Source organism: Promicromonospora sp. Populi (assembly GCF_041081105.1).
In the GTDB taxonomy this organism is placed as follows: Bacteria; Actinomycetota; Actinomycetes; order Actinomycetales; family Cellulomonadaceae; genus Promicromonospora.
On the sequence record NZ_CP163528.1, the window covers coordinates 3625553 to 3645649 of the forward strand.

Below are 20097 nucleotides of genomic sequence, written 5' to 3' on the forward strand. Positions count from 1 at the left end.
AAGACACCCCCAGCACTCCGCACCACCCCACGCACGAGACGAAGGAAAGCCAGTGGCCAACCCGGACGAGAACATCGGCGACGTCTGGGCGCAGACCCTGACGGCGCTCGAGGCCCGGCCCGATATGAGCCCCCGGCAGCTGGCCTTCATCCGCCTGGCCAAGCCGATGGCAGTGCTGGACGACATGGTCTTCATCGCGGTCCCCCACGAGCAGACGCGTACCTATCTGGAGACCGCGGTCCGTGACGACCTGGTGTCCGCCATGTCCTCGGTGCTCGGCCGCAGCGTCCGCTTCGGCATCACCGTAGATCCTGAGCTGAGCAGCCGCACCCTCGCGGGCCCGTCACAGATCTCCGGCCCCGCCGCCCTGTCCCTCGAACGCGAGCCGCCGGAGCCTGAGCAGGCGCAGATGCCCATCGCGCCCCAGCCCGCACCGAAGCCGTCCGCCGAGCCCACCCGGCTGAACCCGAAGTACATCTTCGAGACATTCGTCATCGGCTCGTCCAACCGGTTCGCGCACGCGGCCGCCGTCGCCGTCGCCGAGGCGCCGGCCAAGGCGTACAACCCGCTCTTCATCTACGGCGACTCCGGACTGGGCAAGACCCACCTGCTGCACGCCATCGGGCACTACGTGCACAACCTGTACCCGCACATCCGGGTGCGCTACGTGAACTCCGAGGAGTTCACCAACGACTTCATCAACAGCATCGGTGAGGGCAAGGCGGGCGCGTTCCAGCGCCGCTACCGCGACGTCGACGTGCTCCTCATCGACGACATCCAGTTCCTGCAGGGCAAGGAACAGACGATGGAGGAGTTCTTCCACACGTTCAACGCGCTGCACAACGCGAACAAGCAGGTAGTGATCACGTCGGACGTCCCGCCGAAGCAGCTCAACGGCTTCGAGGACCGGCTGCGGTCGCGCTTCGAGTGGGGCCTCATCACCGACGTCCAGCCGCCCGACCTCGAGACGCGCATCGCCATCATGCGGAAGAAGGCCGCGAGCGAGCACCTCGACGTGCCGGCCGAGGTCCTCTCCTACATCGGCTCCCGGATCTCGACGAACATCCGAGAGCTCGAGGGTGCCCTCATCCGGGTCACGGCGTTCGCGAACCTGAACCGCCAGCAGGTGGACCTCGCCCTCGCGGAGATCGTCCTCAAGGACCTGATCACCGATGACGACGACAGCGCGGAGATCACTCCGGCCGTGGTCATCGCGCAGACCGCCGCATACTTCGGTCTCACCATCGACGACCTCTGCGGTTCGTCCCGGTCCCGCGTGCTGGTCACCGCCCGGCAGATCGCCATGTATCTGTGCCGCGAGCTCACTGACCTCTCACTGCCGAAGATCGGCCAGCAGTTCGGCGGACGCGACCACACCACGGTGATGCACGCGAACAAGAAGATCGCGGGCCAGATGGCGGAGCGCCGCTCGACGTACAACCAGGTCACCGAGCTCACCAGCAGGATCAAGCAGCAGCAGCGCGGCTGACGAGCGAGCTCACGGGCGCTCCGGCCGCAGAGATCATCCGGCGGCCCAAATCGGGTATCACCACCGATTCCAGTACTGATCCCCACCCCTGTGCACAGCCAAACCGGTGCACGGGGGTGTTGCGTATCCGCACCTCCACAGGTCTATCCACATGCGGACTCCCGGGTTTACGCCATTGTGCTGCGCTCATCCCCAGCGCTGTGGACACACGCTGTGCAGAACTCGGCCTGAAGCTCTGACCTGGCCTTACACCCCTGGGGACAAGCCTGTGGACGGCTGTGGACGAAGCCCGATTTTCTGTGGGTGGAGACCCCCGAATCGGTGGACGGCCTGTGTACACAAATCTGCATTCCACAGGGGCCCCTAGTTCTTGCACAGTTGAGCCCACAGCTCCTCCACAGGCGAAAATAGCCTCTGACCTGCGAAAAGACCCGATATCCCCAGTATCCACAACACCGACTACTACTACGACATCTATCTGTAAGGGGGAATCCACGCGCCTTCATCAGGCCGGCCGAGCACTCCGCGCAGCGCTTAGAACACTAGTACTAAGTCGCCAATGAAGTCCATCCACAGGACCTGCCTATCGAGTGCCACGTGGTCAGCAACTCGCGTAGGGTTTCCCTCGACAGCCCAGGATCAAGAGGAGATGCAACGGCATGAAGTTCAGGGTCGAGCGCGACGTCCTCGCCGATGCCGTGACATGGACCGCTCGCACGCTCCCCACGCGCCCGCCGGCTCCGGTGCTTGCCGGCGTCCGGATCGAGGCGGACGCCCAGGGCGTGATCAACCTTGCGAGCTTCGACTACGAGACGTCCGCCCGGTCCGTGATCCCGGCCGAGGTTGCGGAGCCAGGGACTGTGCTGGTCTCTGGTCGCCTCCTGGCGGAGATCTCCCGGGCACTCCCCAACAAGCCGGTGGACGTGGCGCTCGAGGGCAGCAAGGTGGTCGTCACCTGTGGCGCCAGCAGGTTCACGCTCCTCACCATGCCTGTGGACGAGTACCCCGCGCTGCCGGGGCTGCCGGAGGTCAGCGGCACCGTCTCCGGCGACGCGTTCACCCACGCGGTCGCCCAGGTGACGGTTGCAGCCAGCCGTGACGACACCCTGCCGCTGCTGACCGGTGTCCGGGTGGAGATCGAGGGCGAGCGCATCACGCTGCTGTCCACGGACCGCTACCGGCTGGCTCTTCGTGAGCTGACCTGGACCCCTGCCACACCGGGCTTCTCGGCGGTCGCGTTGGTCCGCGCCCGCACGCTGAACGACGTCGCCAAGTCGCTCGGCTCCGGCGGCGGCCTCGTGAACCTCGGGCTGTCCACCGGCCAGGGACTCGACCTTGTGGGATTCGAGGCCGGCGGCCGCCAGACCACGTCCCAGCTCGTCGACGGCGACTACCCCGCCGTGCGCCGACTGTTCCCCGACAGCACGCCAATCCACGCCGTCGTCGCCACAGCGCCCCTGATCGAGGCCGCCAAGCGCGTGAGCCTGGTCGCGGAGCGCAACACCCCGATCCGGCTCTCGTTCAGCGAAGGCCAGGTCGTGCTCGACGCCGGGCAGGGCGACGACGCGCAAGCGTCGGAGGCCCTGGAGGCCGTGCTGGTGGGTGAGGACATCGCCGTGGCGTTCAACCCGCAGTTCCTGCTCGACGGCCTTGGCGCACTGGGCACCGACTTCGTGCGGCTGTCGTTCACGCACCCCAACAAGCCGGTCGAGTTCACCGGCCAGGGCAGCCTGGACGGGGAGGACGACTCCGCCTACCGGTACCTCCTGGTCCCGATCCGCTTCACCGGCTGACGGGGCCCAGGTCCGCCAACGAGCGGGTCTGCCAGCCGCAGCCAGACAGTCATAAGTCTGCACAGCCAGCCTGCACCAAGGACGGCCGCCACGAGCGAGCCCGTCGCTCGACCCTGGAGGAAGCACGCACATGGTCACCCACATCGGCCTGGTCGGCCTGGGGAAGATGGGCAACAACATGCGGTCCCGCCTGCGTAAGGGCGGCATCGAGGTCACCGGGTTCGACCCGCGCCCCGAGGTGTCGGACGTCCCGACGCTCGTCGACCTCGCGGCGGCGCTCCCTCAGGAGAAGCGCGTCGTCTGGGTGATGGTCCCCGCGGGCGAGCCCACGCGCGGCGTGCTGGACGAGCTCGGCGAGATCCTCTCCGAGGGCGACATCGTGATCGAGGGCGGCAACTCGCACTACGTCGAGGACCAGGAGCGCGCCGCGGAGCTTGCCGAGCACGGGATCGGCTATCTCGACGTCGGCGTGAGCGGCGGTGTCTGGGGCCTCGAGAACGGCTACGGCCTGATGGTGGGTGGAGCCGTCGCGGACGTCGAGGCGGTCATGCCGGTCTTCGACGCGCTGCGGCCCGAGGGCCCCCGCGAGGAGGGCTTTGTGCACGCCGGCGGGGTCGGTGCCGGGCACTACGCGAAGATGGTCCACAACGGCATCGAGTACGGCCTCATGCAGGCGTATGCCGAGGGCTACGAGCTCCTGGCTGCCAAGTCGGACGTCATCAACGACGTGCACGGCACAATGAAGGCGTGGAGCCGGGGCACGGTCGTCCGCTCCTGGCTCCTCGACCTCATGGTCAAGGCTCTCGAGCAGGACCCCAAGCTCGCCCTCCTGGACGACTGGGTCGACGACTCCGGCGAAGGCCGCTGGACCGTGGACGAGGGCATCGACATGGCAGTTCCGCTCCCGGTCATCTCCGCTGCGCTCTTCGCCCGGTTTGCCTCCCGGCAGGAGCAGTCGCCGGCCATGAAGGCGGTGGCCGCGCTGCGCCAGCAGTTCGGCGGGCACGCGGTCAAGTCGGCGGAGTAGCGGCCGGGACGTACGATCTCCTACCGATGTACGTCTCCCACCTCTCCCTGCTGGACTTTCGGTCGTACGAGTCGGCCGAGGTAGCTCTTGTGCCCGGCGTCAACGCCTTCGTCGGGCGCAACGGCAGGGGAAAGACCAACCTCGTCGAGGCGATCGGCTACGTGGCGACACTCGGTTCGCACCGGGTCTCGACCGACGCGCCGCTCATCCGCTCAGGTGCCGAACGGGCCGTCGTACGGACGCGGATCGTGCGGGGCGACCGGGCGAGCACCGTCGAGCTGGAGATCACCCAGGGCAAGGCGAACCGCGCGCGCATCAATCGTGGGCAGCCGGTCCGGGCTCGGGACGTGCTCGGAGTTCTGCGCACCGTGCTCTTCGCGCCCGAGGACCTCGCCCTGGTCAAGGGTGAGCCGGATGGCCGACGGCGGTTCCTGGACCAGCTGCTCGTCCTGATGATGCCGCGGGTCTCTGCTGTGCTCTCGGACTACGAGCGGGTCCTCCGCCAGCGCTCGGCTCTGCTCAAGTCGGCGCGCGCGGCGCGGCGGTCGAGCGGCTCCTCGCGGACGGAGAGCACCGCGGCGGCCGAGCTCTCGACACTCGACGTCTGGGATGCCCGGCTCGCCGAGCTCGGGGCGGAGATCCTCTCGCTGCGGATCCAGCTGGTCGACGCGCTCCGCCCAGCAGTAGCCGCTGCGTACGAGCAGGTGAGCGATGCGGACGGGGACGCGGAGATCACCTATCGGTCGTCGCTTCCAGCGCTCTCGACCGGTAATCCACCGGAGTTGTCCACAGGTCCTGGGGATAACTTCCCCGATGTCGGACACCTCCGTGACCTGCTGCTGGACGCGCTCACCGCGGCCCGGCCGCAGGAGCTCGAACGAGGAGTGAGTCTCGTCGGCCCGCACCGGGACGACCTGATCCTGACCCTCGGCGGACTGCCCGCGAAGGGCTACGCGAGCCACGGCGAATCCTGGTCCTTCGCGCTCGCGCTGCGGCTTGCGTCGTTCCGCCTATTGGGGGGAGATCCGCAGAATCCGGCGGATTCACCCGCTTTCTGGGACCCCGACGTGGGTACCGACGCCGATCCGGTACTCATCCTGGACGACGTCTTCGCGGAGCTCGACGTGCGACGCCGGGAACGGCTCGCGGACCTGGTGCTCCCGGCGCGTCAGGTGCTGGTGACGGCGGCCGTCGCCGAGGACATCCCGGCCGCGCTGGACGGCGTACGGTTTCACGTGGAACCCGGGACGGTGACACGTGACTGACGACTCTCCACAAGGGCCTGTGGATAACTCTGAGGCCAGCCTGACGCCTGCGTCGGAGGTCGCGCGCGCCGCCCTGAACCGGGCCAAGGCGGCGGCCCGCGCGCGAGGTCTGCGCCCTGGCTCGCCGTCGCGCCGCTCTCCCCTGGCGGAGCCGCGATCGAGCGGATCGGGACCCGGCGCGCGCGACCCGCAGCTGCTCGGCTCGCTCGTCGGCCGGCTCCTGCGCGAGAAGGGCTGGACCGAGGACGTGTCGGTCGGCGGCGTGATGGGTCGCTGGCGCGAGGTCGTCGGCCAGGAGATCGCCGACCACTGCACGCCCGAGACGTTCGACGAGAAGGTGCTCGTGGTGCGGGCGGACTCGACGGCCTGGGCGACCCAGCTTCGCCTGCTGGTGCCGACGCTGATCCGGCGCATGGCGGAGGAGATCGGGGAGGGCGTGGTCGAGGACGTCACGGTCCTCGGCCGGCGGGGCCCGGATTCCGCCGCGGGCCGCGGGCCGTACGCGGGCCGGGTCCACGGGACACCTGGGGCTGACCAAGGGCAGCAAGAAGGGCTCCCCGGCCGAAGCCGGGGAGCCCTTCTTGACTCAGCTGCGCCGAAGCGTCAACCAGGAACTACTTGCTCACGCGTTCTGCATGCGCTTGCGGGCCCAGACCAGGGCGATACCACCGGCGGCGAGCAGCGCGGCGAACGCGATGGCGCCACCGACGGTCGCACCGGTCGCGGCGAGCACCGGGGGCGCCTCAGCCGAGGGGCTGGGGGACGCCGACGGCTCGGCGACGGGGGCCACGGAGGCCTCCTCGCTGGGCTCGACAACGGGGGCGCTGGGCTCCGGCGTCGGCTCGGCGCAGTCTTCCTCGAGGACAACAAGATCGGTCGGCAGGAGGGCCGTACCGTCCTCCTGGAGCTCGTAGGCGCCCAGCTCCTCGGGGAACGCGTAGGCGTCGGAGGTGAGCGTGGCGACGACGCCGAGCTCGGACTTGCCGTAGGTGATCGCCGGGGTGTTGGCCGGGAGGACCACGTCGTCGAGGCTCGCGGCGCAGCCGGCCACGGCGTCGGGCATCACAGGGGAGACGAACTCGGCGGGCGGCGGCGTCTGGCAGGCGGGGATCGAACCGGAGTCGGCCCAGTCGTACTGAGTGCCGCCCTGGCCGTCGTACGCGTCGACGGTCACGGTCCACTCGTGCGCGACGTCGAGCGCGAGGTCGTCGTAGCTTCCCTGGAAGCCGCTGGAGAACTCGGTGTCCTCGACGGTCGCGCCGTCAATGACAACAGTGACATTGGCGCCGGAGTAGTACTCAAGGTTCACGTTCACGAACCCGCAGTCGGCAGAGACGCTCGGGGTGTGCGCAGATGCGGGTGCGGCTGTGGCGATCATTCCGCCAAGAGCCAGTACGGCGAGAGTTCCGCCGGCGAGAAGCTTCTTCACTCTGGTTGCCCTTCGAAGAGAGAGACTGTGCGCGCAGCCCGCGCGCGTGTGACCGGTCGGCGCCATTAGAGCAGAAAACGAGAAATCAACGAAATGTCACCTTATGCGTGCAAATTTTCTGACCTTCGACAGGTATGGGCATGACCATTCGGAGATGATCTCGACCGCGTCGGCGTCGGCTGCCGCACGGGTGTACGAGGCGGCGTCTGCACCCGGACCGCGAAACGATCCGAGGGGGCTCCGCGAAGCCCCGATCGAGGGCCGGAGGGGCGGTCCGCAACCGTGCCAGGACCTCAAAAATCACCCTGTGGAGAAAGGTTGTGGAGGAGTGGCTACAAACAGCCCAGGATCCCGGGTTTTCGCCGCTCAGAAGGTAGTATGAGGGGGTCAACCGCGCCGGGTTCCCAGGATCCTCCTGAGGGCCCGGAACGCTGAGCACCGACGAGCCGTCGGACAGTACGTCAGCACCCGAGCAGGGCCTGGACCCCTATGGGTCCGAGCCGCTCGTGCAGCCGCTGGTACGTCCGTCGTCGTGCACATCGTGTGCCTGAAAGACGAGGAGCAACCCCGCCCGTGACAGAGCGAATCGACGGCGGCTACGACGCCGGGAACATCACAGTCCTGGAAGGTCTCGAGGCCGTTCGTAAGCGACCGGGCATGTATATCGGATCCACCGGAGAGCGTGGCCTTCACCACCTGGTGACGGAGATTGTGGATAACTCTGTGGACGAAGCCCTCGCGGGCCACGCCACGGAGATCGACGTGCGCCTTCTGGCCGATGGTGGCGTGCGCGTCACCGACGACGGTCGAGGTATTCCGGTCGCCATGCATCCCACAGAGGGAAAGCCGACGCTCGAGGTCGTTATGACGATCCTGCACGCCGGCGGCAAGTTCGGCGGTGGCGGTTATGCCGTCTCCGGCGGACTGCACGGCGTCGGTATGTCCGTGGTGAACGCACTGAGCACCCGGTTCGTGTCGGAGGTGCGCCGCGACGGCTATCACTGGCGCCAGGAATACACCGACGGCGGAAACCCGATCACCGGCGTCGAGCGGCTCGAGCCGATGGGCGCCGACGAGGGCACCGGCACCACCCAGACCTTCTGGGCCGACGGAGGCATCTTCGAGACCACCGAGTACGACTTCGAGACCCTCCGGGCCCGGTTCCAGCAGTACGCGTTCCTCAACAAGGGCCTGAAGATCACGCTCACCGACGAGCGCGCTGGGCATTCCTCAGCGACGGACGAGGTCACGGGCGCCGAGCCCGAGGTGGCTGCGGACGACGTCGTCGGGGCCGAGCGCCCGACTGCCGCGGACGGGGCCGCCCAGGACCCGAGCGACGAGTCGGCGGACTGGCGCACCGTCACGTACAAGTACGAGAACGGCCTGATGGACTACGTGCACCACCTCAACTCCGCGAAGCGGGTGGAGCTCGTCCACCCGGACGTGATCTGGTTCGAGAGCGAGGACACGGAGCGCAAGATCGCCGTCGAGATCGCGCTGCAGTGGACCAACGCATACAGCGAGTCCGTGCACACGTTCGCGAACACGATCTCGACCACCGAGGGAGGCACGCACGAGGAGGGTTTCCGCGCGGCGATGACCACGCTGGTCAACAGCTACGCGCGGGACAAGGGCATCATCAAGGAGAAGGACGAGAACCTCACGGGTGACGACATCCGCGAGGGCCTCACGGCCGTCATCTCCGTGAAGCTCGGCGAGCCGCAGTTCGAGGGCCAGACCAAGACCAAGCTGGGCAACACGGAGGCCAAGACCTTCGTGCAGCGGGTGGTGCGCGAGCAGCTCGTCGACTGGTTCGACGCCCACCCGAACGAGGCCCGCGACGTCATCCGCAAGGCGATCCAGGCCTCGCAGGCCCGGATCGCTGCGCGCAAGGCGCGCGAGGCGACTCGCCGCAAGGGTGTCCTGAACGGCGGTGGCATGCCGGGCAAGCTCAGGGACTGCCAGTCGCGGTTCCCCGACGAGTGCGAGATCTACGTCGTCGAGGGCGACTCGGCCGGCGGCTCCGCGGTCCGCGGCCGCAATCCACACAACCAGGCGATCCTGCCGCTGCGCGGGAAGATTCTGAACGTGGAGCGCGCCCGGCTCGACAAGGCCCTGTCCAACGCCGAGGTGCAGGCGCTGATCACGTCGTTCGGCACGGGCATCGGCGAGGACTTCGACATCTCGAAGCTCAAGTACCACAAGATCGTGCTCATGGCCGACGCCGACGTCGACGGCCAGCACATCTGCACTCTGCTGCTCACGCTGCTGTTCAGGTACATGCGACCGCTCATCGAGCACGGCCACGTGTATCTCGCGCAGCCGCCGCTGTACCGGATCAAGTGGAGCAACGCCCCGCACGACTACGTGTACTCGGACCGGGAGCGTGACGCGTTCCTCGAGTCCGGCGCAGCGCAGGGCAAGCGGATCCCCAAGGACAACGGCATCCAGCGGTACAAGGGTCTCGGCGAGATGGACTACTCCGAGCTCTGGGACACCACGATGGACCCGGACCACCGGACACTGCTGCAGGTCACCATGGACGACGCGGCCGCGGCCGACGAGATCTTCTCGGTCCTCATGGGCGAGGACGTCGAGTCCCGCCGCACATTCATCCAGCGCAACGCCAAGGACGTGCGGTTCCTTGATATCTGAGGAGTGAGCTTGCGAGCCCCGCAAGATATCAACATGGGTAGAGATATCTGAGGAGCGAGCTCGCAAGCCCCGACGCCGACCGCCCAGCCGGGCGTGCGGCGTCGGGCACGGAAATTGGCGGCCCAGGAGACGAAGTGACACGCCAGCAGGCGTGGAAAGGAAGTACAGACGGTGACAGACGAGACCCCCGGCGTGGACAACCCCGACGACGGCATTCCCGTGGAGGACGCGCGGGTCGCGGTGCATCACGGCCGCGTCGAGCAGGTTGACCTGCAGCTGGAGATGCAGCGGTCGTACCTCGACTACGCGATGAGCGTGATCGTGGGCCGCGCGCTGCCCGACGTGCGCGACGGCCTCAAGCCGGTGCACCGCCGCGTCATCTACGCGATGTACGACGGCGGCTACCGCCCCGACCGCGCGTACTCCAAGTGCTCGCGCGTCGTGGGCGACGTCATGGGTAAGTACCACCCGCACGGCGACACCTCGATCTACGACACCCTGGTGCGCCTGGTCCAGGACTGGGTGCTGCGTTACCCGCTGGTCGCCGGCCAGGGCAACTTCGGCTCGCCGGGTAACGACCCGGCGGCTGCCCCGCGGTACACCGAGTGCAAGATGGCGCCGCTCGCCATGGAGATGGTGCGCGACATCGAGAAGGGCACCGTCGACTTCCGGCCCAACTATGACGGTCGTACGCAGGAGCCGGTGGTTCTTCCGTCGCGCATCCCGAACCTCCTGGTCAACGGCTCGGCCGGCATCGCCGTCGGCATGGCCACGAACATCCCGCCGCACAACCTGCGCGAGGTGGTCGACGGCGTGCGGTGGCACCTGGCCCACCCGGACGCCACCCGCGAGGAGCTGCTCGAGGCGCTCATGGAGCGCATCAAGGGCCCGGACTTCCCGTCCGGGGCGCTCATCCTGGGGCACAAGGGCATCGAGGACGCGTACCGCACTGGCCGCGGCTCCATCACGATGCGCGCGGTCGTGAGCGTCGAGGAGATCCAGAACCGGATCTGCCTGGTCGTGACCGAGCTCCCGTACATGGTCAACCCGGACAACCTGGCCTCCAAGATCGCGGACCTCGTCAACGACGGCCGCATCCAGGGGATCGCGGACATCCGCGACGAGACGTCCGGCCGCACCGGCCAGCGCCTGGTGATCGTGCTCAAGCGCGACGCCGTGGCGAAGGTGGTGCTGAACAACCTCTACAAGCACACGCCGCTGCAGGAGAACTTCAGCGCGAACATGCTCGCGCTGGTCGACGAGGTGCCCCGCACGCTCAGCATCGACGCGTTCGTGCGGCACTGGACCACGCACCAGATCGAGGTCGTGCGCCGGCGCACCGAGTACCTCCTGAAGGAGGCCCAGGACCAGATCCACATCTACGAGGGCTACCTCAAGGCCCTCGACGCTCTCGACGAGGTCATCGCGCTGATCCGCCGCTCCCCCGACGCCGACGAGGCGCGGACGGGCCTGATGGACCTGCTCACCATCGACGAGCAGCAGGCAAACGCGATCCTCGCGCTGCAGCTGCGCCGTCTGGCGGCCCTCGAACGGCAGAAGATCCTCGACGAGCACGCCAAGCTGCAGATCGCGATCGACGACTACCTGGACATCCTCGCCAAGCCGGACCGCCAGCGGTCCATCGTGGGCGACGAGCTCAACGAGATCACCGACCGCTGGGGCGACGAGCGTCGCACCACGATCCTCCCCTACGACGGCGACATGTCGATGGAGGACCTCATCCCCGAGGAGGACGTGGTCGTCACCATCACGCGTGGCGGCTACGCCAAGCGCACGCGGACGGACAACTACCGCTCGCAGAAGCGTGGCGGCAAGGGGGTGCGCGGCACGCAGCTGCGCGAGGACGACATCGTGGACCACTTCTTCACGACGACGACCCACCACTGGATGCTGTTCTTCACCAACCTGGGCCGGGTCTACCGGGCCAAGGGCTACGAGCTGCCCGAGGGCGCCCGTGACTCAAAGGGCCAGCACGTCGCGAACCTGCTGGCTTTCCAGCCCGGCGAGAAGATCGCCCAGGTGCTCGACATCCCCGACTACGAGGCCGCGGAGTACCTGATCCTGGCGACGCGCCGCGGGCTGGTGAAAAAGACCCGGCTGAGCGAGTACAACTCACCGCGTTCGGGCGGGCTCATCGCGATCAACCTGCGCGAGGACTCCGACGGCGACGCGGACGAGCTGGTCTCGGCCCGGCTGGTGAACGCCGACGACGACCTTGTCCTCGTCTCGCGCAAGGGCCAGTCGATCCGCTTCCACGCCGACGACGAGTCGATCCGGCCGCTGGGCCGGGCCACCTCCGGCGTCACCGGGATGAAGTTCCGGGAGGACGACGAGCTGCTCTCCGCCGAGGTCGTGATCGACGGGGCCGACCTCTTCGTTGTCACCGAGGGCGGCTTCGCCAAGCGGACCCGCATCTCGGAGTACCGGATCCAGGGGCGTGGCGGTCTCGGCATCAAGGTTGCCAACCTGGTGGAGGCGCGCGGCGACCTCGTGGGCGCGCTCGTGACGCACGCCGACGACGAGGTGCTGGTCATCATGGAGCGCGGCAAGATCGTGCGCTCCGCGGTCGCCGAAGTTAACCTCACCGGCCGGAACACGCAGGGGGTAACCTTCGCGAAGCCGGACAAGGGGGACAGGATCATCGCCGTCGCGCGTAACGCAGAGCGTGACGACGCGGGTGATGTGCCGGGTGTTATGGACGATAACTCCGACGGCGATACCGCCGAGCGGGTTACCGTGGATGAGAATTCGACCCCCGACGAAGTTCCGAGCACCTCTGAGCAGGACAGCACCGGACGCGAGGACAGCTGATGACGAGTGACAAGAGCGGGCCCGTGCGCACGGCGTCGTCCGCGCTCGACGACGACCTGGAGATCACCAGGGATCGTAAGGCCCTGACCGGGGAACAGCCTGCGGTCGAGTCCTCCGAGACCAGTCCGGCCGGGGTGAGCTCGGGCCGGAGCGCGGCGTCGTCCGCGCCGGTCAAGAGCGACGCCGCTGACTCCGGATCCGCGCCCGTCACCAGTTCGGGTCAGCACGAGGCCCCGCCGTCGGGGCCGGTCGCTGCGGCAGCGTCGTCCGACAAGCCGTCCGCGCCTGCGCCGTCCGCCAAGCCGATCCCGCAGCCGGCCAAGCCGGCTGCGCCCGCGCCTTCCGTACCTGCGCCGTCGGCGAAGGCCGCCACTCCCCCGGCTCCGTCCGACCCGGACACCGCGATCCCCACGACGGGCGGTGTCTGGCGCTCTGCGTACGAGGCGGGCCGCTCGGACAAGGACTCGAACCCGTCCAGCGCGGCAGCAGTGGCGGCCGCTACGGACAGCGAGGGCAAGGGCCCGCAGAGTCAGGCCCCGGGGACGGGGCGGCCGCCGACGAAGGCGGACATCCCTGCTCCGAGGAGTGCACCCGTGCCGGAACCTGACAACACAAAGTCCTGGAACCGGGTCTCGCAGCCTGCGGTCCCACCGGTTCCTCCGGCTCCCCCCGCTCCCCCGACCGCGGCTGCGGAAGGGATGGACGGGGTCCGCGCCGGTGCCATGAAGGCCGCCCAGGCGGCGCTCGACGTGGCGCGCAGCGCGGCCAAGAAGGTCTCTTCGATCATGCCCGACGACGAAGCCCGAACCGCCGCGAACCCGAACCCGGACCTGACTGCGACCAAGCCCCGGCCGGAGATGCACTACACGGCGGGCGGCGTTCGCGGCACTGCTACCCCGATCGGCGTGCCGGCCGGGACCGTGCCGGAGGAGACACAGCCGGCCCCGAGTCCCGCACCCGAGGCGCCTCGGGCAGCTCCGGCGGGTCCGCGGCGGGTACGCCTCGCGGTCTCTCGTGTGGACCCGTGGTCCGTCATGAAGCTGGCGTTCCTGCTGGCCGTCGCGATAGCGATCATGACGGTGGTCGCGACCGCCGTGTTCTGGTCGGTGCTGGACGGGTTCGGCGTGTTCACCACGGTGCAGAGCTTCGTGGAGGACGCCGTGGGACCCCAGAGCAACGTGAACCTCACGCAGTTCGTGGAGTTCCCCCGGGTCATCTCGCTCGCGACCCTGATCAGCATCTGCAACATCGTGCTGCTGACGGCGATCGCCACCATCATGGCCTTCCTGTACAACATCACGGCAGCACTCGTCGGGGGCGTGCACATGACGCTGACCGACGACTGACGAGCAGGAAAAGCACCACCCCGAGCGTTCCCGTGCGCTGTCGCGCACGGCTCGACGCACGTCACACCGCGAGCCACGATTTCGGTTTGGGACATCGTCGCTACCTGGGGTAATCTCCAGTGTCGCGTGAGCGTGCGGAACGCTCGCCCCGGGGCTATAGCTCAGACGGTTAGAGCGCTTCCCTGATAAGGAAGAGGTCGGAGGTTCAAGTCCTCCTAGCCCCACTCCCGGACCTGCAGAGGCTCCTCAGGAGGAACTCGTGAAGAAGCTGATCATAGTGCTGCTCGCTGCTGGTGCCGGCTACATCCTCTGGCGCAAGCTGAGCGAGGACGCGGCAGGCCGTGATCTCTGGTCCGAGGTAACCGACTCGATCGACTGAGCGGCCCTCAGCGGGGCCATGGCGCAATTGGTAGCGCACCTGCTTTGCAAGCAGGGGGTTGCGGGTTCGAGTCCCGCTGGCTCCACCACCACAACAGCCCGGACCCTGTCCGGGCTGTTGTCGTTTCTGTGGACGGTGCGGCTGTCAACCAGGAGTCCCTCGTGCACGACGGATCGCGCACAGCAGAAGGGCCCGGCCATGGCCGGGCCCTTCTGTCCTGCACGGGGAAGAACTGAGATCAGCTCTCCTTCGGGGTCTCCCCCGACCGCTTCGCCCTTGGCTTCGCCGGCGAGACCTCGTCCACGACCAGCTCGTCCGCGACCGAGTCCTTCGCGGGCGAGGTCTTGTCGGTGGCGAGGTCGGCTGCCTTCTGCGCGGCGTCCGACACTGCGGAGCTGGCCTTCTGCGCCGTCGACTTCGCCGCGTCGATGACCGGAGCGGCCTTCTCCTTCGCGGCGTCGAACACCGGGGCCGCCTTCTCCAGCACCGGAGCGGCCTTCTCCTTGGCCGCCTCGAACGCGGGGCTAGCCGCCGAGTAGGCGCGGACGCCGAGGTCCTTGGCCGTCTGTGCGGCCTTGGCCCCCGCTTCCTTGCCCTTGGCGACGGCGGAACCGGCCGCCGAGCCGACGCCGGACGAGTGCCGTGCGGCGCCGTCCGAGTAGTCGGCGCCCGAGCCCTGTTCCCACGGCTCGGCCCACGGGTCGGTCTGCGGCTGAGCGCGCCTCCAGAACACGTAGCCCGCGACGGCCGCGCCGCCCGCGACCAGCGCCACGAGCCAGCCTCGCTTCGAGCTCTTCTTGCTGGCCTTGTCCGCCGCGTCCGCGACGGTCTCGGCGAGCTTGCCCTGCGCTGCCGCGGCGTTGTCCGCCGCCGCGTTGAATGCGGAGACCATCTTCGGCAGCAGATCGTCCACAAGCTTGTCGTGCGCGGAGTCGATGAGCGGCGCGGCCTTACCCGCGACCTTCTCGACCTGCGGAGCGGCGGCCTGGACGCTGTCCTGCCAAGCCTTCTCCGCGCGCGGCGTCAGCCACGCGATGAAGTCGTTCACGCGGGGCTGTGCCCAGTCCTTGGCGTTCGAGGCCCGGTCCTTGGCCTGGGCCGCGATGGACCCCGCCTGTGATGCGGCCTTGGAGCTGACGTCGGAAAGCAGCGCAGAGGCCTCAGCGGCCTTCTCCTTGACCTTCTCTGTGTCGATCTTGCTCGTGTCCACGTAGTCGGTCACCTTCTTGCGGGTCATGAAACTCCCCCCGAACTGTTCAAATAGTCCTCAAGGTGCCACTCTGCCACCGCCAGCGCGTGCTGGCGAGGCCGGGCGTCGAGTATGCAGCACCAGCGGGCCGCTCCGTGGGAGGATTGACGCATGTTCGCAATCCTGCACACCACCTCCGGTGACATCCGTATCGAGCTCTTCCCGAACCACGCGCCCAAGACTGTCGAGAACTTCGTCGGTCTCGCGACCGGCGAGAAGGCCTGGACGGACCCGCGGACGGGTGAGGAGCGCAAGGACCCGTTCTACGACGGCCTCATCTTCCACCGCGTCATCGAAGACTTCATGATCCAGGGCGGCTGCCCTCTCGGGACGGGAACTGGCGGTCCGGGGTACACGTTCAACGACGAGATCCACCCGGAGCTCCAGTTCAACGAGAAGTACATCCTCGCGATGGCCAACGCCGGCAAGCGCCGCAACCCGGTGACTGGCGAGATCGAGGGGACCAACGGTTCGCAGTTCTTCCTCACCACCGCCGAGACCCCGTGGCTGAACGGTAAGCACACGATCTTCGGCAAGGTCGCTGACGACGAGTCCCGTGCGGTCGTCGACGAGGTCGGCACGACGCGTACGCGTCCTGGCGACCGCCCCGTCGACGACATCACGATCACCTCCGTCACCATCGAGCCCTGAGGAACCGCGGCGGCCGTGCCGCTCCGGCTGGACACGCACGACCCGTGTGCACTCAGGGTGCAATGAGGACCGAGGGGACTGAGGACGTATCGCGATGAACGACCCGGCCGCCGACGAGCCGACCGAGGCCGCGGCTCCCGTCTGCCCGCGCCACCCGGACCGGGTGGCCTACGTGCGTTGCCAGCGCTGCGGCAGACCCGCCTGCCCGGAGTGCCAGCGGCCGGCCGCGGTCGGTGTGCAGTGCGTGGACTGCGTCCGGGAGTCGAAGCGGGCCGCCCCGCGCGTCCGGACCGTCTTCGGTGGCACGGCGGACAGTGCCGCGGTCAACGGCCGGCCGGTCGTGACCCTCACGATCATCGGGCTCTGCGTCGTGAGCTGGCTGCTGCAGCTGGTGACCTCGGGCGCGTGGACGCAGGCGCTGTGGTTCTGGCCCTGGGGCGGAGCGGTCGAGCCGTGGCGCTTCCTGACGGCGTCGTTCCTGCACTCCACCTCGCCGCTGCACATCCTGTTCAACATGTACGCCCTGTGGATCACCGGCCAGTTCCTCGAGCCGCTGCTCGGCCGGGTGCGGTTCGGGATGCTGTGCCTCCTCTCCGCGATCGGCGGGTCGGTCGGCGTGCTGCTGCTGGCCGGCGACCCGTTCACGTCGGCCGCCTGGCAGACGCCGGTGGTGGGTGCGTCCGGCATGGTGTTCGGCCTGTTCGGGGCGATGCTCCCGGTGATGCGCCGGCTGGGCCGGAGCATGGGTCAGGTGATCGTCCTGCTCGCGGTGAACGGCGCGATCGGATTCTTCGTGCCGGGCATCTCCTGGCAGGCGCACCTGGGTGGGCTCGTCACCGGTGCGCTCGTGGCGACCGCATTCGCTTACGCGCCGAAGGAACGCCGCGCGGCCTTCGCCTGGGTGGTTCCGCTGGTCGGCATGGCGCTGCTGATCGCCCTGGCCGTGTGGCGCTACAGCTCGGCGGGAGTGCTGTGACGACTCTTTTCCCCAGCTTTACCCACAGCTGTGGATAAATGGGGACACAGCTCCGCGGCCGCCTCGATGCGGCCGCGGACCCCTTACTTCCAGCGCGTCGTGAGGCCGAAACCCACGATGATCAGGCCGAAGCCGACCGCGAGGTTCCACTGACCGATCTGCGGGATCGGCAGGCGAAGCCCGTCGCTCTGGCTCGTGAGGTAGAACGTCACGATCCACGCGAGGCCGAGGATCATGAGGCCGAGCATCACCGGGGCAAGCCAACGTGGGTTGACCGCCTCACCGGGCAGCACGACCTTGGCCTCGGACTTCTCAGCCTTGGGCGTGACCTTCTTCTTGTTGCGGGACTTCGACTCGGGCACGAGGCAGGCTCCTGTCCTGGTGTGGTCCGCCCGACGGGTGTGCCGAGCCGACGTCTGCTTGCTCGTGGACTAGCGTAGTGGTCCACAGGGCGCAGGCGTGACCAGACGCGTCCGCGGGTTTGCCGAATGGTGCAGGAGGGACGCGCGTGACCGGAGCAGAACCGTCTTCCCCGGTGCCCGGTAGGCGCGGTGCGGCAGGCTTAGTGCGTGGCCCGATGAGCTCCGGATGGCGTTCGTGGCTCAGCGTAGGTGCGGTCGCGGTGCTCGCCGGCCTCATGTTCAGCGCGAGCGCACGCCTGGCCGACGGCGGCGGTGCCGACACCCGCGACCCGCAGGACCTCGCGCAGCTCGTGGAGACCGAGACCGGCCGCGTCGCGGACCTTACCGAGCGCAGCAGTGAGCTGGACCGCGAGATCGAGACGCTCAGTGCGCGAGCCGGCACCACGGTCCCCACGCTGGATCCCGACCTGGTGGAGCGCGAGGGAGTGGTGTCCGGGTCCGAGCCCGTGACGGGTGGCGGCCTGACGGTGACGCTCGACGACGCGCCGTCGACGGCCGTCGGGGCTGGACCGGGCGGGGTGGAGCCGCAGGCCGACGACCTCGTGGTGCACCAGCAGGACCTGCAGCACGTGATCAACGCGCTGTGGGGTGGCGGGGCGGAGGCGATGACGCTGCAGGGTGAGCGCGTGACCTCGACATCGGCGTTCCGTTGCTCGGGAAACATCCTGCTGCTGCACGGCAAGGTCTTTTCACCCCCCTACGAGGTGACGGCAGTGGGAGATCCGGCGAGGATGGAGGCGTCGCTCAACAGCTCCGCCGGTGTCCAGACGTACCTCGAGTACGTCGACTGGGTACATCTGGGCTGGGACGTGCAACGCAGCGACCACCTGGACCTCCCTGCCTACGACGGCGGCGGTCTGCAGTATGCGACGGTTCCCGACGGTACGGAGGTCTTTGGATGACCCACGCGCAGGCCGGCCGCGACGTGCCCCTGGCACAGGAGGTCTTCCCCATCGCGTATCAGCGCGGTCCGTCCGGGATGGGCCCGCGTAACGCCCGGCGTCCGCGCGGAGCGGCCGCCCCGATGCGACCGGTCGCCTGGTTGATCGGTGTGATGGGCGAGCTCCTCGTGACGGCGGGCCTGGTGCTCGGGCTGTTCGTCGTCTGGCAGCTCTGGTGGACCGACGTCGAGGGCGCGCGGGCCCAGAACGAGATCATCGCCGAGATGGACTGGGCGCCACAGGGCGCTGAGACGGCCACCGAGCACCGCGAAGCGCCACCGGTCATGGCGGAACCGCCGGAGGCCGGCACCCTCTTCGCGCAGATGTTCATCCCGCGGTTCGGCGACGACTACGTCAAGCCGGTCGCGGAGGGCACCGACAAGGCGACGGTGCTCGACACCATCGGCATCGGGCACTACGTCGATACGGCCATGCCCGGGGACCTCGGCAACTTCGCCGTCGCTGCGCACCGCACCACGTACGGCAAGCCGTTCAACCAGATCGCGGAGCTTGTGCCCGGCGACCCGGTGGTGGTCCGCACCGAGGACACCTGGTACGTGTACCGGGTGACCGAGTCGGAGATCGTCTTTCCGCAGAACGTCGAGGTCATCGCGCCGGTGCCAGGAGTGACCAGCGACCAGCCCATGCCCGAGCTGACCCAGAGGTTCATCACGCTCACCTCGTGCCACCCGATGTTCTCCGCCACCGAGCGGTTCATCGTGCACGGGGAGCTGGACTACTGGGCGCCCGTCGGCGAGGGCGAACCGAAGGAGCTGGTGAGCTGATGTATGCGCTCTTGTGGCGGGCCATCCCCGGCCCGGGCTGGTTCAAGTTCCTGGTCTGCCTCGTGCTCATCTTCGGGGCGGTAGCGGTGTGCTTCACCGAGTTCTTCCCGTGGCTCAGCGACTACATGCCGTTCAACGACACGACCGTCGGCGCGTAGCGGTCCTCGCCGTAGCATGTGACCATGACGCGGATCCTTGTCGTGGACAACTACGACTCGTTCGTCTACACGATCGTCGGCTACCTCGACCAGATCGGCGCCCGGACCGTAGTGGTCCGGAACGACGCCGTGCCCTCGCCCGACGGCGACGGCCGCTATTGGTACGACGGCGACGACGGCTCCCGCGTGCCGTACGACGGCGTGCTCGTGTCGCCGGGTCCCGGGACGCCCGCCGACGCCGGCGCCTCGGAGGACGTCATCCGGGCCTGCGCCCGCTCGCGCACCCCGATGCTCGGTGTGTGCCTTGGACACCAGGCCCTCGCCGAGGTGTTCGGCGGCAAGGTGACGCACGCGCCGGAGCTCATGCACGGCAAGACGAGCTTCGTGGAGCACCGCGGCGACGGCGTCCTCGCCGGCCTGCCGACGCCGTTCACCGCCACGCGCTATCACTCGCTGGCCGTGGTCCCGGACAGCGTGCCCGCCGAGCTCGAGGTGACCTGCACGACGGCGTCGGGCATCGTCATGGGGCTGCAGCACCGCGAGCTGCCGCTGCATGGTGTGCAGTTCCACCCCGAGTCGGTCCTCACCGAGGGTGGGCACCGCCTGCTGGCGAACTGGCTCGAGATCTGCGGTCTCGACGGCGCCGTCGAGCGGGCAAAGGGAATGGCGCCGCTGGTCACCTCGTGACCGACGACGCCAG

At 68.4% G+C, this 20097-nt stretch carries 17 protein-coding genes, 2 tRNA genes and 1 pseudogene; 17 read left to right on the forward strand and 3 right to left on the reverse strand.

Features of this window, described 5'->3' with window-relative positions; genetic code table 11:
• Positions 1-52 precede the first annotated feature (52 nt).
• From dnaA to AB1046_RS16425, 5 genes and pseudogenes are all read left to right on the forward strand, one after another.
• The gene (gene dnaA, locus AB1046_RS16405) at positions 53-1489 is read left to right on the forward strand and encodes a chromosomal replication initiator protein DnaA (protein WP_369370364.1); all 1437 of its coding nucleotides are present in this window, start codon (positions 53-55) and stop codon (positions 1487-1489) included.
• A gap of 659 nt (positions 1490-2148) precedes the next feature.
• On the forward strand, positions 2149-3282 hold the full coding sequence (dnaN, locus tag AB1046_RS16410) for a DNA polymerase III subunit beta (RefSeq protein ID WP_369370365.1): 1134 nt from the start codon (positions 2149-2151) through the stop codon (positions 3280-3282).
• A 130-nt stretch (positions 3283-3412) separates the two neighbouring features.
• On the forward strand, positions 3413-4309 hold the full coding sequence (gnd, locus tag AB1046_RS16415; RefSeq protein WP_369370366.1) for a phosphogluconate dehydrogenase (NAD(+)-dependent, decarboxylating): 897 nt from the start codon (positions 3413-3415) through the stop codon (positions 4307-4309).
• Between the two features lie 26 nt (positions 4310-4335).
• A complete protein-coding gene (gene recF, locus AB1046_RS16420) occupies positions 4336-5574 on the forward strand; it encodes a DNA replication/repair protein RecF (protein WP_369370367.1) in 1239 nt (412 codons plus the stop codon).
• Between the two features lie 247 nt (positions 5575-5821).
• A pseudogene (locus AB1046_RS16425) lies at positions 5822-5971 on the forward strand (DciA family protein); the annotation flags it as partial.
• Positions 5972-6196: 225 nt separating this feature from the next.
• On the opposite strand, the gene AB1046_RS16430 reads toward AB1046_RS16425, so the two are convergent.
• Positions 6197-7003: a hypothetical protein gene (locus AB1046_RS16430; RefSeq protein ID WP_369370368.1), complete on the reverse strand. Its 807-nt coding sequence runs from the start codon at positions 7001-7003 to the stop codon at positions 6197-6199.
• A 573-nt stretch (positions 7004-7576) separates the two neighbouring features.
• Here AB1046_RS16430 and gyrB point away from each other — a divergent pair.
• The 6 genes from gyrB to AB1046_RS16460 all read left to right on the forward strand — a co-directional run bounded on the left by gyrB (position 7577) and on the right by AB1046_RS16460 (position 14303).
• The gene (gene gyrB / locus AB1046_RS16435; RefSeq protein WP_369370369.1) at positions 7577-9658 is read left to right on the forward strand and encodes a DNA topoisomerase (ATP-hydrolyzing) subunit B; all 2082 of its coding nucleotides are present in this window, start codon (positions 7577-7579) and stop codon (positions 9656-9658) included.
• A 171-nt stretch (positions 9659-9829) separates the two neighbouring features.
• Complete coding sequence (gyrA, locus tag AB1046_RS16440; protein ID WP_369370370.1) at positions 9830-12490, forward strand: DNA gyrase subunit A; 2661 nt, start codon at positions 9830-9832, stop codon at positions 12488-12490.
• Positions 12490-13836, forward strand: a complete 1347-nt coding sequence (locus AB1046_RS16445; protein ID WP_369370371.1) for a DUF3566 domain-containing protein — start codon at positions 12490-12492, stop codon at positions 13834-13836. The genes gyrA and AB1046_RS16445 overlap by 1 nt, the downstream gene beginning before the upstream one ends.
• A gap of 150 nt (positions 13837-13986) precedes the next feature.
• Positions 13987-14060 (forward strand) — tRNA-Ile (locus AB1046_RS16450).
• A gap of 35 nt (positions 14061-14095) precedes the next feature.
• Entirely contained in the window at positions 14096-14215 is a 120-nt protein-coding gene (locus AB1046_RS16455) for a DLW-39 family protein (protein WP_369370372.1), read from the forward strand.
• Between the two features lie 12 nt (positions 14216-14227).
• Positions 14228-14303 (forward strand) — tRNA-Ala (locus AB1046_RS16460).
• Between the two features lie 150 nt (positions 14304-14453).
• On the opposite strand, the gene AB1046_RS16465 is transcribed toward AB1046_RS16460, so the two are convergent.
• Entirely contained in the window at positions 14454-15452 is a 999-nt protein-coding gene (locus AB1046_RS16465) for a hypothetical protein (protein ID WP_369370373.1), read from the reverse strand.
• A gap of 123 nt (positions 15453-15575) precedes the next feature.
• Between AB1046_RS16465 and AB1046_RS16470 the strand changes: the two genes are divergently transcribed.
• Entirely contained in the window at positions 15576-16115 is a 540-nt protein-coding gene (locus tag AB1046_RS16470) for a peptidylprolyl isomerase (RefSeq protein ID WP_369370374.1), read from the forward strand.
• A 94-nt stretch (positions 16116-16209) separates the two neighbouring features.
• On the forward strand, positions 16210-17091 hold the full coding sequence (locus tag AB1046_RS16475; RefSeq protein WP_369370375.1) for a rhomboid family intramembrane serine protease: 882 nt from the start codon (positions 16210-16212) through the stop codon (positions 17089-17091).
• Between the two features lie 83 nt (positions 17092-17174).
• On the opposite strand, the gene AB1046_RS16480 is transcribed toward AB1046_RS16475, so the two are convergent.
• On the reverse strand, positions 17175-17453 hold the full coding sequence (locus tag AB1046_RS16480; protein ID WP_369370376.1) for a cell division protein CrgA: 279 nt from the start codon (positions 17451-17453) through the stop codon (positions 17175-17177).
• A gap of 215 nt (positions 17454-17668) precedes the next feature.
• Between AB1046_RS16480 and AB1046_RS16485 the strand changes: the two genes are divergently transcribed.
• Genes AB1046_RS16485 through AB1046_RS16500 form a run of 4 tightly spaced genes read left to right on the forward strand, consistent with a single transcriptional unit; the run spans position 17669 to position 20084 of the window.
• The gene (locus AB1046_RS16485) at positions 17669-18415 is read left to right on the forward strand and encodes a DUF881 domain-containing protein (protein WP_369370377.1); all 747 of its coding nucleotides are present in this window, start codon (positions 17669-17671) and stop codon (positions 18413-18415) included.
• On the forward strand, positions 18412-19239 hold the full coding sequence (locus AB1046_RS16490; RefSeq protein WP_369370378.1) for a class E sortase: 828 nt from the start codon (positions 18412-18414) through the stop codon (positions 19237-19239). Before AB1046_RS16485 ends, AB1046_RS16490 begins: the two co-directional genes overlap by 4 nt.
• Entirely contained in the window at positions 19239-19397 is a 159-nt protein-coding gene (locus AB1046_RS16495) for a hypothetical protein (RefSeq protein ID WP_369370379.1), read from the forward strand. The genes AB1046_RS16490 and AB1046_RS16495 overlap by 1 nt, the downstream gene beginning before the upstream one ends.
• Before the next feature lie 24 nt (positions 19398-19421).
• Positions 19422-20084 (forward strand): aminodeoxychorismate/anthranilate synthase component II, encoded by a 663-nt coding sequence (locus AB1046_RS16500; RefSeq protein ID WP_369370380.1) that lies wholly within the window; start codon positions 19422-19424, stop codon positions 20082-20084.
• The last annotated feature ends 13 nt before the right edge of the window (positions 20085-20097 follow it).